Source organism: Streptomyces oryzae, assembly GCF_017676365.1.
GTDB classification, from domain to species: Bacteria; Actinomycetota; Actinomycetes; order Streptomycetales; family Streptomycetaceae; genus Streptomyces; species Streptomyces oryzae.
The window spans coordinates 48059-65461 of the sequence record NZ_JADKMA010000015.1; the positions used below are offsets into that span (position 1 = coordinate 48059).

The window sequence follows — 17403 nt, forward strand, 5'->3', positions numbered from 1 at the left end:
TGCGCGACGCCCACCGAACGAACGGGTTTCAGCGCACGTGACGGCGCCTTCCAAGCAACAGATGTGACCGCATTCCCTGAACCGGTGACACCGTTCAGCCAGCAGTCAGTGATCCGGATTGATCTGCCGCGTCTTCGGCTCTGACGGTCAGGTGGCGATGGGAAGGTGAGCGCTGATGTGCCCGAGGCGCATGACTTCGTGGCCGCTGTGGTCGAAGAGGGCGACGGCGGTGACGTCGATGCCAGTGTCGTTGGGCTGCTGCCGGTTGAGGACGGCCTTGCCGCCGTTGTCGAGTGCGAGGGTGGTGTTGGGGGCGGGTGCTGTGGGCTGTTGCTGTCCGTTGATCGTGATCTCGTTGAACTTCAGATGCACGGTGGGAGAGGGCGCCTCGTCGTTGGTGGAGGTGACCGTGACGTCGAGACTCATGGCCGTGAGGGCAGCGACCAGAGGGGCGTTGGTGCCGGCTTGGGCGGTGGCGGCGGTTACGGTCCCGTGCACGGTGCGAACGCCGCCGCTCAGAATGGTGGTGATGCTGCTTTCACCCTGGGAGATCTGGATCGACTGGTTTTCGCCCTTCTTCAGGCTGTCGCTGGTGAGCGAGGTGTGCTGGGAGGCCGGGGCGGCGGAGGGGCGGGCGCCGGAAGCGCCCAGTTCGTTGGGGGCGGTCGCCTGGGGGAGGCCGGCAACCGTCGCTTGCCCGGCCATCATCCGCGGAGGCTGTTTGACCAGCGCCAGGGCACAGGTATCGCCCGCGGTGATGGCGGTGGCCTTCTTGCCCTGAGTCTTGTGTTTCAGCTCGCTGACCACCTCGTGCTCGTTGTCGCCGACGGCGATGACCTGACCCTCCGCGGTGAGTGCCAGGCTGTAGACCTTGCTGGCGGCGATGGCGGTGACGCGCTTGCCCGCGGTCTCCGCGATCAGCTTGGTGATCTCTCCGCAGTACTCCTTGCCGGCACCGATGACCTGGCCGTCGTCAGTCAGCGCCAGGCTGTGCCACTGCCCGGAGGAGACGGCGATGATGCGCTTGCCCTTGGCCTGGGAGAGCAGGCCGGAAAGCGCCCGATACTTGTCATCACCGGCGCCGATGACCTGGCCGTCGTCAGTCAGCGCGAAACTGCGGTACCACGCGTTGGCGACCGCGGTGACGCGCTTGCCCTTGGCCATGTCGGCCAGACTGGGGGCCTGATCCCACAGGCCGGCGCCTGCGCCGATGACCTGGCCGTCGTCAGTCAGCGCCAAGCTGGAAAACCAGGCGGCGGCGATGGCGGTGACGCGTTTGCCCTTGGTCTGGGAGAGCAGCTCGGAGATGCACTTCTTGTAGCTGTCGCCTGCCTCGTGGTACTGCTCGCCCGCAGCGGCGATGATGTGGCCGTCATCAGTCACCGCCAGACTGTGGGAATCTCCGGCGGCGATGGCGGTGATGCGCTTGTCTGCAGCCTGGGTGCTCAGATCGGCGAGCTGCTGCCGGTCCGGACCGGCGCCGATGATGTGGCCGTCGTCCGTCAGCGCCAAGGCGTGATTTTGGCCGGCGGAGATGGCGGTGATGTGTTTACCTGCGGTCTTGTGCCCCAGGTCCGAGGCATGAGTGTTCCCCTCCCCGTCTTTGCCGGCGCCGACGACCCGGGTGACGGGACCATCTGCCGCCGCGACGGCTGCGGTGTGGGACACGGTCAACAGACCAGACTCGGAGGCGGGTTCAGGCATGGACCTATTCCTTCGCCGTACGAATGTCGGATTGACGTAACCGTCTTGCAGGGAGCAGGTCGGTTCTCAGGCCAGGGATGGCCTGCCAGACAAGGGCGCCGGCAATCTCCTCCGGACGCGAGACTGAAGGGACGGCTGGCCTTCTGAGCGTGCCCCTGTGACATGCCCCATGCCCCACCCCTTCCTGCGCCTGCCGTCAGATCCAACCGTGGTCACAATGACGGGCCTGATGGGCACCAAGAGGCCTAAACTCATCCGATTGTGTGCTCTATGGAACGGGGCAGAGCCGCAGGCACCGCATCGCTCGCAAGGGCACCGACACTTCGCAACGACTCGCCGTCACCACTGGACCGTCGAACGGAGCATGGCCTGGCTCGCCAGCTGCCGCCGCCTCCACCGCCGCTACGAGCGCAAGGCGGAGCACTTCCTCGCCTTCACAGCATCACCTGCACCCTCATCTGCTGCCGCAGCAAATACGCAGGTCACCGTAGTGGGCAAGACCAGCCATGTTTGTGGCTCCTGCCGGGGGCGCGAACCTACGGCTACGGGGCCACAGGGGCCCGGGACGGGCAGGGCGCGGAAACCGCGGTCGACAGGGGGCTCATGACGGCGGATTCCGGGGACGACCGCCCGCCCATAACTGACGCCCTGTCAAATTTAACCAGCGCACAACCAGCAGCCGTTGACGGCACGCCCGAAGCCCGGCGGAACGCCGATGACTTGAGCTCGCCTGGACGTTTGATGACCAAGGGCCGACCCAGCGAGGCTCCGGACGAGCCTGTTTGGTCCCCGACCGGGGGTCAGGTCAAGTACGCTCACCGGCCATTCGCCGGCCGCGCTCCGCGGTGCCTCCGGTGGCGAACCGTTCCACGGCGAAGGGGGTCAGTTCGTCGGCGAGTCTGCCGTGCAGTACGAGTGGTGCGAGCGCGGCGGCCGTGGCCGGGGCAAGGGTGAGGCCGAGCGTCCCGTGCCCGGTCGCCACATACACCCCTGCGCGGCCGGGGACAGAGCCGATCAGCGGGAGCCCGTCGGGCGTCGACGGGCGCATTCCCGCCAGTCGGAGACCTGCCTGTTCCGGCTGCCAGTCGTGCAGATACCGGGTAGCGCCGCTCAGGATGCGCCGGATCAGCCGGGGGTTGACCCGGCCGTCACGGGCGCCCAGCTCGAACATCCCAGAGACGCGCAGACCCGCGTCGAAGGGGCTGCACGCGATGTTCGCCTCGATGAGTTTCATCGGGTGCCGCGGTGCCGTACCGGCCCCTGTCGAGGTGATGCTGTAGCCCTTCCCTCCTTGAAGCGGTACGCGGACGCCGAGGCCCCGCAGCAACTCCCGCGACCAGGTGCCTGCCGCGATGACGACGCGGTCGGCGGTCTCGGTGCTCTTGCCTGCCCGTACCGACCAGCCCCGGGAGCCGTCGGAGACGATGCCGTGCACCTCCGCCCGCTCCCGGATCTCGACCCCCTTCGACCTCAGGGCGGCACGCAGCCCGGCGACCAGGGTCTCGGGGCGCACGTGGAGTTCGTCCTGTGCGTGGACAGCGCCGACGATCCCCTCCCCCAGCGCGGGTTCCACGCTGCGGGCTTCCTGGGCGGAATACTGCCGGTAGGAACCGGGGTAGCCGGCCCGTTCGGCGCTCGCGACCAGCTCGGCCGCCTCGTGCAAGCCCTTCTGCGTACGGGCGACGAAGAGCAGGCCGCGGGGGTGGATCTCGAACTCGACTCCGGAGTCCCGAAGTTGGGTGTACTGCTCGCAGCTACGCGCCCCCAGGCCCAGCATCGCCGCCAGGCCCGCACGGTGCGTGGCCGCGTTCGAGCTGCGCAGGAACCCCAGGCACCAGCGCAAAAGAGCGGCCGACGGCCTCGGGCGGACGACGAGCGAGGCACCGGAACCGAGTGCCCGCCGAACCGCCGCACCGGCCACGCCCGGCGCCGCGAGCGGCCCGGACATGACGGGAACGACCCATCCGGCGTTGCACAGCGAGGCTCCGCCGCCCGGCTCTCCGCGGCCGAGAACGGTGACGTCCGCGCCCTCGCGGGACAGGGCGAGCGCGGTGCAGAGGCCGATGACGCCACCTCCGATGACGATGATTCGCACAAAGATTCCTTCCGGCTCACGCGCTGGGGGGGTCAGGACGAACAGGTCAGGACGAGGAGCCGTCGCCTGGGCTCTTGATGACCTCGTCGATGTAGAAGCGGGCTCCGAGGTACCCGATGTAGACCGTCACAACGATCACTACGGCCGGTACGGCGTACATGAGAGCGGTGAAGAGGGCCGACATGGCGTCTCCCTAGTGCTGGCTGGCTTCCGGTGGTGTCTGGTGCTGGCTCGATCCATGGACGGGCGCTAGTTCTCGGCGGTGACGGCGGCGGACGGTACGGGCGGCTCGCCCTCAGGTGTGCGGCGCCCGCCTGTGAGCAGCGAGGTGACGACGAAGGCCAGCAGGTTGGTGGTCACGCCGGCGACCAGCCCGGTGACGCCGTACGGCTCGTCCAGCACCCATGTCCACACCGCCATCACCGTGCCGCCCGCCGCCATGGCCGCCAGCCCCGCGGCCTTGTTGCGCGACTTGAACAGCACGGCGGCCAGCAGCGGGATGATCACCGTCGGGGCCCAGACGCCGTACGCGTACAGCAGCGCGTCCACGATCGACGGAACGCTCACGGCGAAGGCGATGGCCACCACCCCGACCAGGACGCTGAGCGCCCGCTCCAGCCAGACCCGCCGCGCCGCGCTCACCTCGGGATTGATGAACGGCTGGTAGATGTCCTTGACGAAGATCACCGCTATGGAATTCAGATAGGAACTCGCGGTGGACATCACGACCGCGAGCAGCGCGGCGATCACCAGGCCGACCAGACCGGCCGGGATCAGCCGCATCACCACGGTCGGCAGTACCAGGTCGGGACTGATGCCGGGATACAGCACCCGGGCGACGATGCCGATCGAGGCCGTCACGAAGAAGAAAAAGAACGAGAAGATGCCGGCAAGCACCATCCCGCGCCTGGCGTTACGGGCGTCCGGAGTCGAAAACGCGCGCTGTGCGTAGGGCGGCACCAGCGTTTCGCCGAGCAGGAAAGCCAGAAAGAGACCGAGGAAAGCGCCGATCGTCCAGCCGCCGGTGAGCGACAGATGCGCGTCCGGCACCGCCGCGAGCACATGGCCCGGACCTCCCGCCTTGCCGAGCGCCAGAAGCAGTGTGACGGGAATGAAGACGCCCAGGAATACGAACTGGAGCATGTCGGTCTGGACGACCGCCCAGGCTCCGCCGAAGCTGGAGTACAGGACGACGACCGCCATTCCGATGACGATGGACGGCACCGGGGGCAGCCCGAGGGTCGCGTCGACGATCGTTCCGATGGCCAGCGCCTGGGCGCCGAGCACCCCCGCGCACAGGCCCAGCGAAACCAGACCGGTGAGCAGCCTGCTGGCGCGGCCGTAGTGGTGCTCCATGACATCGCCGACGGTGTGGGCACCCATGTAGCGCTTGAGCCGCGGTGCGACGAACAGCCCGACGAGCACGGTCTGCACGCTGAAGGCGAAGAAGGCGAACATATAGGCGTAGCCGTCGCGGAACACGGCTCCGGAGTTGCCGAGTGAAGCGCCGCCACCGAGGAAAGCTGCCGCGAGGCTGCCGAAGAAGACGGGCCAGATGATTCTGTTTCCCGCCACGGCGAAATCGTCGGTCGTCTTGACGCGTCGGATCGTCTGCACACCGATGATGATCAGGAGCGCGAAATATACGGCCAGCATCGCCCAGTCGAGTAGTGACACGAGACCTCCCTTTTCGGGGGTGTGAAGTGCTTCACGCTAGGCGCGGCAAGGCCGAAAAGTCATTGTTTCTTCTGCCCAGCCCGCATAGCCATTTCCGCGCCCCGTCTGTATGTTCCGTACAGGACGCATCCGCGGAGGCAGCCGTGCTCAGTCAACCCCTCGCCCAGGAGATCGCCCGCGAGACAAGCGAGATCATCGGTTTCAACGTCGTGGTGACGGACCAGGACGGCATCATCATCGGCAGCGGTGACCCCACCCGCGTCGGCACGTTCCACGAGGCCTCGATGGACGTCATCCGGACACTCGCCCCCGCCACGCACGGCGCCGAGCAGGCCGGCCGGCTCACGGGCGTCAAACCGGGGGTCACCCTGCCGCTCCTGCTCGACGGGGACGTCATGGGAACCGTCGGCATCACCGGAGCGCCCAGGACCGTCCGTAGGTTCGGCCTGATGGTGCGGCGGCAGACCGAGATCCTCCTGCGCGAGGCACAGGTGCTGCGCTCCCAGATGGTGCGTGAGAAGGCGGTCGCCGACCTGCTGCGCGACCTGGTCCACTACGACCCCGATGTCGTCGAGGCCGAGGTCCTCGTCACGGCCGCCCGCGAGCTCGGCTTCGACCTCACATCCACCCGGGTCGCCGCAGTAGTAGAGGCCGAGCAGCCGTCGGACTGCCCCCACTCGGAGGTCGTCCGGCTGCTGCGCACAGTCTTCCGCGACAGCCAGGACGTCGTCGGCGCCACCGGCCACGCGCGGTTCGTGGTGCTGCACCGTATCCCCCGCAACACACCTGCGCAGGACACGGCAGCCGCCGCCCTCGACCTGGGCGCACGCGCACGCAAGGCCCTCCACGCGCACTACGGCGTCGACGCGCGGATCGGCATCGGCGACCCGGCCTCGTCGGTCGCCGGAATCCACGAGTCGTGCCAGGGCGCTCTCACCGCCGTACGGCTCGGCTCCGGACTGCCGAGCAGGGTCACCGCGCGGTTGCACCAGGGACCCGACGGCCGCGTGCACCATATTTCGCACTTCCGGCTGTACGAACTGCTCTCGGCGGCAGGGCACCGAGCCCGTGACACCCTCCTGGCCACTGTCGCCGGTCCGCTGCGGAGGCAGGACGACTGGCCGGCGCTGCGAGAGACCCTGATCGCCTGGTGCGAGACCGGATTTCGCCTCGTCCAGGCCGCGGAGGCTCTGCGCATCCACCGCAACACGCTGGTCTACCGGCTGGAGAAGATCGCCCGGATCACCGGCCGGCCCACCCGCCACCACCAGTACTACCTGGCCCTGTATCTGGCCTGCCTGATCGACGAGATGGCGCCACCCGCCGACCAGGGCTGACCCCCCGGCCGGCGGCCAACAACGGCGAGCGGGACCGGTCCTGACGGGACCGGCCCTGCTCGACCTGTGCGTTCCGCTGCCGACAGCAGAGTGCCGCCGACCACGCCCTGGGTGACGGCCCATCAAAATCAACCAGCGCAAATCCACCAACCGGAATCCCCGACCGGATTCAACCATCCCGCCGCACAGCGCTGACCTGCACAAACGCAAGTCGCACGCCCCGAACCACCCTTGTTTTGATGTCCCGGAGGAACTCCAACCACATCCGCAGGCGAGAAACCGCCCGACCTGCATCAAAGCAAGTAAAAGGGCGCCCGCCCCAACAACTCACACGTTGAAGCGGAACGTCGACCGCAGCACTGTCACCTGCGGAAACGGTGTATCTCGACCTCACATCCTGCACGGATCCAGCACACTGGCGGTTCATGTAGCGCGCCCCGCATGACCAGCTCCGTTGCATACGCATGAGCCACTCGGTCAAGTGTCGATGTTCCTGCCCCCACGTTGCTCTCCACTTCAAGTGCCGGATCTTCGCCTCTGGCGGGCACCATCCCCGATGTGCAATGCGATCACCAGGATGAAGGTCGATCGACGTGCAGCAGGTCCAGCGACAACCTCCACACAGAACTGATCGTGCTCTTCGTCGCGGGCACGTGAGGGGCTGCGCGCTCTGGGCGGAACGGATGGGGCTTCGTGGCCCAACTCGCTGTCATTCAGCGACGTTTCTCATGTATAGTCCAGCCCCAACTGGCAAACATCGGACTTCTACTCCTGTAGACACGTCCTCAACAGCCATCGGAGCTTTTCCATGCCTTTCCGCGCGTTCCGCTGTCGCCAAGCAGCGACGGACTCCCCCGTGCCGCACCGCACAGCACGCTGGGACTGGGCAGTCTCCACGGCGTCGTCGGCCAGTTCCGACCGCACGGTCTAACGCTCAGACCGCCCACTGATGGGCTGCGACGAGCCTGGCCACGCGCCTAGTCTGGGTTCGGCGCAGCGCCGAAAGGACTGCCTTGCTCTCCGACCCCCTTTTCATTGCTGCCTCCATCACCGCCCTCACGCTGGTCACTTGCTGCGTGGCCATCTGTGTCACCACGTGCCGGATCGTCAATGCGGCTCTTCGGGGCAGCCGCTCCGCCGACCGCCCCGAGATCATCCGAGAACTCGCCAGGATCTTCCGCCACCTCCTGACATCGTGGTGGCGACGAAAGTAAATCGCTGTACCCAGTCTCACCCTGGCTGCCGAAGCACGCTGTGCATACGGCCTCCCGGCGAGCAAAGTGGAAGCACTTACGGAGATAAGGTTGAGCAGGTCTTCTGACAGCTTCATCCGGACGCACTCCCCCCGAAGTGGAAGCTCAGAAGTCCCTCCGAACTCGCCCACGACCCTGAACGCCGCCTGGGGGCACTCCTTGCTGTTCCATGCACCTGCACACGAAGTGGCCGCCAATGCCCGCGACGGTTCGCTGCTATTTCTCTTGCATGAGCGATTCGTCCACGCGTACGGCTACGAGCCCGGCGTATCTGAGACACGCTTCTGGGAGCGGGGCATCCCGGTTCTTTCCAGCGTGCTGCTGCATGCCGGGCTCGGGAAGGTCGACATGATGATCGAGTATGGGCTGCCGCGCACTTCCAAGCGAGCCGATGTGATACTTGCCGGGGTGCATCCGGAGAGCGGACAGCCCTCATACGTCGTCATTGAGTTGAAGCAATGGAGCAGCGCGGAGCCGGAGGACGAGGAATCACTGCTGTGCCGGGTCGATTCGTTCCCCCGACCCGTGCTCAACCCGATCGAGCAGGTCCGCCGCTATTGCGACTACCTGGTGTCTTTCAACGAGGCGCTCGCTGAACACCCAGATCGGGTATCGGGTGCAGCCTATCTGTACAACGCAACCGAGTTCGGCATCGCCGGCTTGTACAGACGGAGGCAGAGCACGCACGGAAGACTGTTCAGCGCGGAGCGCAGCAGAGACTTCATAGCCTTCCTGACGGACTACCTGGCGCCCGAGGCGGGGGCAGCGGCGGCCGACGAGTTGCTCACCGGGAAGATCCGCCCCTCGAAGCAGCTCATGGCGGTCGCCGCCGATGAGGTCCGCCAGCGAGAACAATTCGTGCTCCTCGACGAGCAGCGCATCGCCTACCAGCAAGTACTACATGCGGTCCGAAGAACACAGCGTTCGGGCCAGAAAGAGGTAGTGATCGTCACAGGGGGCCCGGGGACCGGCAAGAGCGCTATCGCGCTGGCTCTTCTCGGCGAGTTCCACCGGCGTGGCCTCGCTGCGCTGCATGCCACAGGCTCGGCTTCGTTTACGAGAGCCATGCGTAAGCTGGCTGGCGCACGCAGCCGCGAAGTGCAGGGCCTCTTCACTTTCTTCAACAGCTTCATCAACGCCGAGCGGAACAGTGTTGATGTCTTGATCTGCGATGAAGCACACCGCATCCGCGAAACATCCGCGAATCGCTACACCCCGGCTTCTCAGCGCACCGGAAGACCGCAGGTGGAGGAGCTCATCGATACGGCGCGGGTTTCCGTCTTCCTGCTCGACGAGCTCCAGGCTGTACGTCCTGGTGAGCTAGGAACCATCGAGATGATCCGGACAGTTACCGAGGCCAAGGGGATCAATTGCCGGGTCGTGCCTCTGGACGGCAACTTCCGGAGCGGTGGCAGTGACGCATATCTACGTTGGGTGACGCAACTACTCGACCCGCCGAAATACGGACCAGCACCATGGGAACGTGACGGGCTCATGGAACTCCGAACCGCCGACTCTCCCCAGGAGTTGGAAGTGTTCCTCAACAAACAGCGTTCCCACGGCTTCAGCGCGCGCATAACGGCTGGCTTCTGCTGGCCGTGGTCGAACGCCAAGCCGGGAGAGCCCCTGCCAAAGGATGTAGTGATCGGCGACTGGGCTCGTCCCTGGAGCGTCAAGGGCGACCGGTCCGTAATGGGCGCTCCGCCCGCCGCGCTATGGGCTACCGACCCAGCCGGTTTCGGTCAGGTCGGCTGCATCTACACTGCGCAGGGCTTCGAGTACGACTGGAGCGGCGTAATCCTAGGGCCAGACCTGGTGTGGCGCGACGGTGCATGGATCATCAACCGTACGGCGTCAAGGGACCCTTCCCTCAGGAAGGTCACCTCGGACTCTGACGTACGGCAGCTGATCCTCAACACTTACAAGGTGCTTATGACCCGCGGCAGTGTCGGCACCGTTGTCTATTCCGTCGACCCCGGTACCCGGGTCAAGCTGCGCGAACTCATCGGGGCGCCGGTCGTTGAAGCCGTTTAGCCCCTCCCTCGCCTCGCTGCATCAGGCTGCGGTGCGTTCATCGCTGGAGGTGTAGGTCCGCTGAAGTAGACCCACTCGTCGAGGGGGTGCGGTGGGAAACGTTCGGCCTTGCCGTTGGCCGGCGGGCGGTCGGGCCAGATGCGCTTGGGGACGATGCCCTTCGCGGCTGCCGTCCGGGTGAAGAGCTTGGCTGTGCAGCAGACGCCTTGGCCGGTTTCTTGGCGAACGTGCGCCGACCGATTTCCTGATTGGGCGTCAGGTCGAGTCAGCGCAAATCCAGCAACCGGAAACCCCGACCAGATTCAACTATCCCGCCACATAGCGCTGACCTGCACAAACGCAAGCTCCCCGCCCGGAACCACCCCCATTGGATGTTCTGGCGGAACTCCACCACATCCGCAGGCGAGAAACCGCCTGACCTGCATCAAAGCAAGTAAAAGGGCGCCCGCTCGAACAACTCACACGTTGAACCGGAACTCCACCACAAGGCCGTGACCTGCGGAAATGCAGGCGCATCCCAGCACCATCCCAGCACGGGATGCGCGACAAAGTACAAGAACACCGAAGATCGCCAACGCTACCCGGAAGCGCCCGCACACGCCTGAAGTCTGCGGAACTTCTACGAGCGCCACATCAGGCTCGTGCCACCGCACCGAACCTCGCAGAGCAGCACAGCGCTCGCGCTCACTCGCGGTCTCCCCGGACGTCAGCGGCCAGCTCCGACGCCTGGCCGCCGCCCAGAATGCACGTCCAGACCTCGAGGCCGGCGCGAGCGTCCACAGATCCCGTATACCCCCGGTTTGGCGGGGCATAGTCAGAAGCTTCCGCGCTGTCGCAGGTCAGCCTGCATAGCTCAGCGAGTGGAGCAGGCGCCTTCTAAGCGCTTGGCGGCAGGTTCGAGTCCTGCCGGTGGCGCCCAAACATGGCTGGTCAGGGCTCCCTCGGACCGCCAGCGGAGAAACGGTGCGCGCGGTACTGCGCCGTTCGTTCAGAGCGTTGGATTCCGTGCTCCAGAGAGGGGCAACGTGGATCAGCTCGGCATTCAGCTGGCCGAGGTGAGACGCGCCAGGCCCCCCTTCTCCAGCTCGTGCACCACCAGCTCCTCCATCACGTGTCGCTCCCTGGCGGAGGCGTAGGCGAGGTCGTGCAGGGCAGCAGCACGCCTGGCGAAGTCCCGCCTCACCGCATCGGTCGGCCAGGGGATCTTGTAACGGGAAAAGTCCTTGCGCCTCATCGCGCGGGTCTGCTCACCCTGCGTAACGGACGTCAACTCCCGCCTCCAGTAACGCAGCGAGTGCAACAACCACATCCGATCGACCTCGGACTCTGTGTAAATCGCGAGCGTCCGCCGACCTGGCACTACCGGGGTAGTAGTGAGCACGGTCCGCACCTCCCCGGGACGGGGCGCGATCAAGAGGCTGCCGGACGGGCATACAACCTCCGCTTGCGCCACGGTGCGTGAAGTCACTGCACCCAGATGTACTGTCTTGCAGTTCAGTACTTCGCGGGGAGACACCCACGGCATAGCCGACTGCTCGCTGTCCGGCAGAGACTGTGCCGCACCAGCCGTAACCTGACACACTTCGCCCACTGCACGCTCGGTAGCGGGACCTTGCCCGCACGTCTGCAGCGCCTCCATGAAATGCGCATCCGCTAGTTCCGTCGCGCAAGACACAACCCGGGTGTTCAACGCATTCTTGCGCTCAGCAAGCGAGATCAGCGAAAGCAGCCTCTCCCGCACCGGCGCTGGAGGCACTGGCACGGGAAGTCGGTTGAGTGCCTGCAGAGGCAAGGTCATGTGCTCGGCGTTCGACGAGGACAGCGTGAGATAGCTCTGGCTCTGCGAGGTCTTCAGCCACCATCGAAGCCACAGATCCCATTGTTGGGCGCGGCCCTCTGGTGTCCAGCGGACGACCGCGAGCGACCTGCCGACATTCCATCCTGCGTGCTCCTCCCCTGCAACTGCTGCCTCCCCCACACGCCCCACGAGCACGACAAGGAGGTCCCCAGACCTCAGCGTGCTGCGTGGGTGGCGTCTGGCCACATCGGGAGGCACAAATGTGAACTCCTGGACGTGCACACCTCCCTCGACGATCTCTGTGGCGCGGATCATCGGGATTCCGCCGGATGCCTTCTGCTGTCGCGCAATTCCGTAGGCGGCGTACTCGACCCCAGGGAACTCACGCAACTCAACGACGGGCCACGGAGTGGGGACATCATCCGATTCTGTAGTCATGCCTGCTCTCCAGGGCATCACGGACTCGGTTCCTGGCTGCGGCGCTACGATCCATGCACTCATACAGCTCGGCCTCCCGGTTCCGGTCTCCGTCACTTGAATGCAACTGCGCGGTGCCCCCGTTCCGTACGTAGCGTGCGGGAGTCAGATCGAAGCCCGCCTCAGCGATTTCCTCGTACCTCGCCGCACGGCACCATGGGACGGATTCAGGGTCCCCCTCGCCCTCACGGCGTCGAAGTCCCTGCCATTCACCGAAGATCTGCAGCAGGCGTTCGGCCGAGTCCTTTGCGAAGTGGCGCCGCTGCCCCTCCTTCGCCGCTGGCAGTTTCCCTGCATCCGCGAACAAGACCTGATCGGAGTGCGGCCGCTCCCCTTTGGCCAGCAGCCACAGCGCCGTGCTCGCGCTGGCGTGCGGAAAGAGCCACGTCGGCAAGGCCACGACGCCCACGACCAGACCGTTCTCCAGCAGCCCACGGCGGATCAGTCCGTCGGTGCTGTTGCTGCTGTGCGCCGCGCCGGAAGACAGCAGAACGACGGCCCGTCCTTGTGGCGTGAGATCGGCAAGGATGTGCTGGACCCAGGCGAAGTTCGCGTTACCCGGACGTGGCACCCCCAGGGTCCACCGCCAGTCGTCCTTCAGTTCACCGTGCCCCCAGTCCCGCTGGTTCACAGGAGGGTTGGCGACGATCACGTCGGCCGGTATCGGTGAAGTGCCGGCCCTGAGGGTGTCAGCTCCTTCCTTGCCGAGGTCGGCAAGGAATCCGTGCAGGGCGAGGTTGACGGCTGCGGCATAACGCGCCGTCCGGTTGATATCCGCACCGGACAAGCGCACTTCACCCCCCTGTGCCCGAGCACGGTGTGCGGCGGCGCGCAGCAGTCGCCCGCTGCCGCACACCGGGTCCCGAACAATCTCGCCTCCTCGGGGAGCGGCCAGCCCCGCGAAGAGGTACGCCAGGTCGTTTGACGTGAAGTAGTCATCGCCACGCGCATAGCGTGTCGAGTACGTGTCGAGGAGCACGTCAAGGAGCCTCGGGTCCGGATCCAGCTGTCGCACCTCCGCGATCAGCTCACGGAGGGCCGGGTCGATGAGCTCGAAGGGACGGCTCACACCTTCGTCGCGATACGCAGGAAGACCGTGGGCGCGAGCAACGGGCGTACGCGGCCACACTGCGCCGAGCCTGGCCCCCGCTGACTCCGAACCCGGCCCCCACAACCGGTCCACCTCCGCCAGTGATCCATGGCGGGACCAGCAGTGAAGGTAGACCACTTGAAAGGCAAGCCGGTACGTCGTCGCAGCATCGGCGATGCTGCGTAGCTTCTCGACGGCCCGCAGCACTCGCCGGTACTTCAGCCGCCCCTCTTCGTTCGCCCATTCCTCCTGGGTCACGACGACCTCAGCCAGGAGACGACCGCCAGCCCGATGAGAACAGCGGCTCCGCAGGCGGCACCACCGTTCTGGATGGCCGTGACGACCTCTCCCGCGCCCACGAAATCGAGGATGCCGGCCACGAGCCCCACCACCACGGACGCCAGGACGACCACCACCAACAGCAGCGCTCGCTGCGACATGCCACAACTCCCTCGGTTCCACCAGCAGTTAGCAGTTCTGCGGTTCGTTCCGCGGACTTGAAAGTAGTGGCCTGACGCACCTCACGTCTCGCAGCACGGGAATTTGCTTTTGCCATAAGGCGGTCGGGCGCAGCCCCTGCCGACCCCACGAAGGACATCCGGTCGGGCAGACGACCGCCCCGGCAAGCAGACGCTTGCCGGGGCCAGAAGCAAGATGAGCGAGGGCTATGCGTCGGCGGCCGAGCCGTCCTGGGACCACTTGTCGGCGAAGTGTTCCATCTGGCGGATCACCAGGTCGATCGCTTCCTTGGACTGCTCCGGCGGGTAGCCGTGGCGGGCCAGGAGGCGCCTGATGGTGGCGCGGAGCCTGGCCCGGACCGGTTCGCGGGCGATCCAGTCCTTCTTGAGGTTCTTGCGGACCTGGACCACGAGGTCCCGGGCGATGCCGGAGAGGATCTCGTCGCCCATGAGGTCGCGAGCACTGCCGAGGTCGGCGACCGCGTCGTAGAAGGCGAGTTCGTCGTCGCCCAGCGGCGGGGTGAACTTCTCGCCTCGCCGGGCGTCCTCCGCGACCGTCTTGGCCAGTTCCACCAGCTGGGCGATGATCTCGGCGCTGGTGAGCTGCTGACGCATGTAGCGGGTCATCAGGTCCTGAAGGCGCTGTGAGAAAGCGATCTGGCGGACGATGTTGTGCCGGGTCTGCTCGCGCATCTTCTGCTCGACGAGGCGGCGCAGGGCTTCGGCGGCCAGGTGTGGGGTTTCGCTGTTCTGCAGGCGGCCGACGAGGGCGTCGTTGAGGTGGGTGAGGTCGGCCTTGTCCAGTCCGGCCTCGGAGAAGAGGTCGGTGACGCCGCCGGTCTCCACGACGGCGGAGGTGAGCTGGGAGAGGTAGAGGGCGACGTCGCGGGCGACGGGCAGGCCCTGGGCTTCGCGGTCCATGGCGTCGAGCTTCGCCATATACGTACGGACCTCGACGAGGAACTGGATGTCGCGCTTCCAGTACGGCTGGTCGGTGAACCGGGAAGAGATGTCGGCGGATGAGCCGGCCAGGGCGAAGAAGCGTTCCAGGCGGTAGCCGTGTTCGCGGAAGCGGCGGCTCCGGGTCTGGTTCGGGTCGTCGAGCTGGTCGGGGTTGTTGCCCGGGGTGGCGGGGCTGCGGAGGTACTCGGCCGTGGTGTAGGCCGCCTTGACGAAAGCCTTCGCGTCGGGGCGGGAGAGGCGTTCGCGCCAGTTCCAGCCGAGGAGCATCTGGTCGAGGATGTCGTACTCGTTGCGGAGTTCGTCCAGGGCTCGGTCGATGTCCTGGCCGAGGGTCCGGTCGGCCTGGTCGTCGGCGGAGTACTCGGCGATGGCCTTCTGGAGGTTCTCGGTGAGGGGGGCGTAGCCGACCAGGAGGCCTTCCTCCTTCTTGCGGAAGCGGCGGTTGACGCGGGCGAGGGCCTGCATCAGGCCGGCACCGCGGAGCGGCCGGTCCAGGTACATGGTGTGGATGGACGGCGCGTCGAAGCCGGTCAGGAGCATGTTGTTGACGATGAGGAGCTGGAGTTCGTCCTCGGGGTCCTTGGCGCGGTTGATGACGGCCTTGCGCTGGGAGTCGCGCAGGGCGTGGGCGCGCAGTTCGTCGGAGTCCTTGCGGGAGTCCGAGGAGTAGACGATCTTCATGGCGCCGGTGGTGTGGTCGTCCGTGTGCCAGTCCGGGCGCAATTCGCGCAGGGCGTCGTAGACGCGGACGCAGATCTCGCGGGTGGCGCAGACGAGCATCGCCTTGCCGGGGGCGCCGCCGGGTGCGTCGTCGGCGTCCGCGACGAAGGGCAGCATCGCCGCACGGCGTGCTTCCCAGTGTTCGACCAGGTCCTGGGTCAGGTCGCGTATCCGGGCGGGGGCGCCGTACATGGCGTTCATGGTGGCGACGGCCTGCTCGACGCGGGTGCGCTCGGTGTCGTCCAGGCCGTCGGTGATGCGGTCGGCCTCGGTGTCGATGGCGGTGGGGTCGACGTCGCGGTCGAGGGCAAGCTGGACAACGCGGCTCTCGTGGTAGACCTTCACGGTCGCGCCGTCGTCGGCGGCCCGCTTGAGGTCGTAGGTGTCGATGTAGTCGCCGAACACCTCGCGGGTGTTGCGGTCGGCCTCAGAGATCGGGGTGCCGGTGAAGGCTAGGAGCGTGGCGTGCGGGAGGGCGTCGCGCAGGTGGCGGGCGTAGCCGTCGAGATGGTCGTAGTGGCTGCGGTGGGCCTCGTCAACCACGACGACGATGTTGCGCCGCTCGGAGAGGAGCGGGTGGTCGGTCCCGGATTCCTTCTCCTGCTTGGTACGGCCGAACTTCTGCAGGGTGGTGAAGAGGATTCCGCCGGTGCGCTTGGCGGCGAGCTCTTCGCGGAGTGCGGCGCGGTTGAGGAACTGGTGGGGCTGTTCCGGGAGGACCTCGCTCTCCTTGAACGTGTCGAACAGCTGGTCGTCGAGGTCGGTGCGGTCGGTGACGACCACCACGGTGGGGTTGTGCAGGGCGGAGTCGCGCATGACGAGGTTGGTGGTCAGCACCATCTCCTCGGACTTGCCCGAGCCCTGGGTGTGCCAGACCACGCCGGCCTTGCCGTCGGTCGCGGCGGCACGGCGTACGGCGTCGGCGGCGCGGGTGACCGCGAAGTACTGGTGCGGCTTCGCGATCCGCTTCATGCGCTTGGCCGGCACGAAGTTGATGAAGGACCGGACGAGGGCGAGGAAGCGGGGCTGGGTGAACAGGCCGTGCAGGGCCAGGTCCTGGCCGGTCGGGACGTCGGCATCGGCGTCGGCGTGGACGGCGGCAGCGTCCACGGTGTCCACGCGGGCGCCGAACTCGTCGGTGTTCCACGGGGCGAAGTGCTCGTACGGGGTGAAGGGGGTGCCGTACTTCGCGGTGATCCCGTCGGAGAGCAGCACGACCGCGTTGTAGCGGAAGACGGTCGGGAACTCCTCGACGTAGTGCTGGATCTGGGTGTGCGCGGCAGCGAGGGTGGCGTTCGGGTCGCCGGCCCGCTTGAGCTCGATGACGGCCAGCGGGAGACCGTTGACGTACAGGACGAGGTCGAAGCGGCGGTTGCGCTCACCGTTGATCACGGTCACCTGGCGGACCGCGCGGTACGTGTTTGCGTCCGCGTTCTCCAGGTCGACGATCCGGACGGTCGGCGTGTGCTCGGCGCCGAGCGCGTCGGTGTACGTGACGGAGTGGACGCCGTCGGTCAGGTAGCCGTGCGCGGTCCGGTTCTCCTCGTACGTGTCCTGGGAGATCGGGGTCGCGGCGGTCGCGAGGGCCTCGCGGACGGCCTCCGGGGGGAGGTCGGGGTTGAGCCGCTCGATGGCCTCGCGGAGATCGGAGTAGAGGATCAGGTCGTCCCAGGAACGGCGGTGCCCGGAACCGGGGGCGAGTTCATTGCCCTCGGCCTTCGGCCAGTCGAGCTCCACGAGCTCTTCGAGGGCGAGGAACTCCCAGTCGATTTCGAGGGGGCGGAAGTTGTCGGGGGT

10 protein-coding genes and 1 pseudogene are annotated in these 17403 nt (G+C 66.6%); 3 read left to right on the forward strand and 8 right to left on the reverse strand.

Features of this window, described 5'->3' with window-relative positions:
• Positions 1 to 147 precede the first annotated feature (147 nt).
• On the reverse strand, positions 148 to 1704 hold the full coding sequence (locus ITI46_RS05190; protein WP_209238183.1) for a choice-of-anchor P family protein: 1557 nt from the start codon (positions 1702 to 1704) through the stop codon (positions 148 to 150).
• 293 nt (positions 1705 to 1997) lie between these two features.
• Between ITI46_RS05190 and ITI46_RS05195 the strand changes: the two are divergent.
• Positions 1998 to 2155 (forward strand): annotated as a pseudogene (locus ITI46_RS05195) (transposase); the annotation flags it as partial.
• Positions 2156 to 2509: 354 nt separating this feature from the next.
• Here ITI46_RS05195 and ITI46_RS05200 read toward each other — a convergent pair.
• From ITI46_RS05200 to ITI46_RS05210, 3 genes are all read right to left on the reverse strand, one after another.
• Positions 2510 to 3799, reverse strand: a complete 1290-nt coding sequence (locus ITI46_RS05200) for an NAD(P)/FAD-dependent oxidoreductase (protein ID WP_209238184.1) — start codon at positions 3797 to 3799, stop codon at positions 2510 to 2512.
• Positions 3800 to 3845: 46 nt separating this feature from the next.
• Entirely contained in the window at positions 3846 to 3983 is a 138-nt protein-coding gene (locus tag ITI46_RS05205; protein WP_209238185.1) for a hypothetical protein, read from the reverse strand.
• A 65-nt stretch (positions 3984 to 4048) separates the two neighbouring features.
• Entirely contained in the window at positions 4049 to 5476 is a 1428-nt protein-coding gene (locus ITI46_RS05210; RefSeq protein WP_209238186.1) for a sodium:solute symporter family protein, read from the reverse strand.
• A gap of 143 nt (positions 5477 to 5619) precedes the next feature.
• On the opposite strand from ITI46_RS05210, the gene ITI46_RS05215 reads away from it, so the two are divergent.
• Together ITI46_RS05215 and ITI46_RS05220 are read left to right on the forward strand one after the other, a co-directional pair.
• Positions 5620 to 6813, forward strand: a complete 1194-nt coding sequence (locus ITI46_RS05215; protein ID WP_209238187.1) for a CdaR family transcriptional regulator — start codon at positions 5620 to 5622, stop codon at positions 6811 to 6813.
• Positions 6814 to 8225: 1412 nt separating this feature from the next.
• Positions 8226 to 10100 (forward strand): DUF2075 domain-containing protein, encoded by a 1875-nt coding sequence (locus ITI46_RS05220; protein WP_209238188.1) that lies wholly within the window; start codon positions 8226 to 8228, stop codon positions 10098 to 10100.
• 1042 nt (positions 10101 to 11142) lie between these two features.
• On the opposite strand, the gene ITI46_RS34575 is transcribed toward ITI46_RS05220, so the two are convergent.
• The 4 genes from ITI46_RS34575 to ITI46_RS05240 all read right to left on the reverse strand — a co-directional run.
• On the reverse strand, positions 11143 to 12336 hold the full coding sequence (locus ITI46_RS34575; RefSeq protein ID WP_247745496.1) for a restriction endonuclease subunit S domain-containing protein: 1194 nt from the start codon (positions 12334 to 12336) through the stop codon (positions 11143 to 11145).
• Positions 12317 to 13723 (reverse strand): N-6 DNA methylase, encoded by a 1407-nt coding sequence (locus tag ITI46_RS05230; protein WP_307808064.1) that lies wholly within the window; start codon positions 13721 to 13723, stop codon positions 12317 to 12319. The genes ITI46_RS34575 and ITI46_RS05230 overlap by 20 nt, the downstream gene beginning before the upstream one ends.
• The gene (locus ITI46_RS05235; protein WP_018100890.1) at positions 13720 to 13905 is read right to left on the reverse strand and encodes a hypothetical protein; all 186 of its coding nucleotides are present in this window, start codon (positions 13903 to 13905) and stop codon (positions 13720 to 13722) included. The genes ITI46_RS05230 and ITI46_RS05235 overlap by 4 nt, the downstream gene beginning before the upstream one ends.
• A gap of 225 nt (positions 13906 to 14130) precedes the next feature.
• Positions 14131 to 17403, reverse strand: a 3273-nt coding sequence (locus ITI46_RS05240; protein ID WP_247745497.1) for a type I restriction endonuclease subunit R, incomplete at its 5' end; no start/stop codon positions are given.

What these genes read in the sequence shown, in the direction of transcription:
- ITI46_RS05205 (WP_209238185.1), bottom strand. Translation starts at nt 3,983, where the DNA reads ATGTCGGCCCTCTTCACCGCTCTCATGTACGCCGTACCGGCCGTAGTG.
- ITI46_RS05190 (WP_209238183.1), bottom strand. Translation starts at nt 1,704, where the DNA reads ATGCCTGAACCCGCCTCCGAGTCTGGTCTGTTGACCGTGTCCCACACC.
- ITI46_RS05235 (WP_018100890.1), bottom strand. Translation starts at nt 13,905, where the DNA reads ATGTCGCAGCGAGCGCTGCTGTTGGTGGTGGTCGTCCTGGCGTCCGTG.
- ITI46_RS34575 (WP_247745496.1), bottom strand. Translation starts at nt 12,336, where the DNA reads ATGACTACAGAATCGGATGATGTCCCCACTCCGTGGCCCGTCGTTGAG.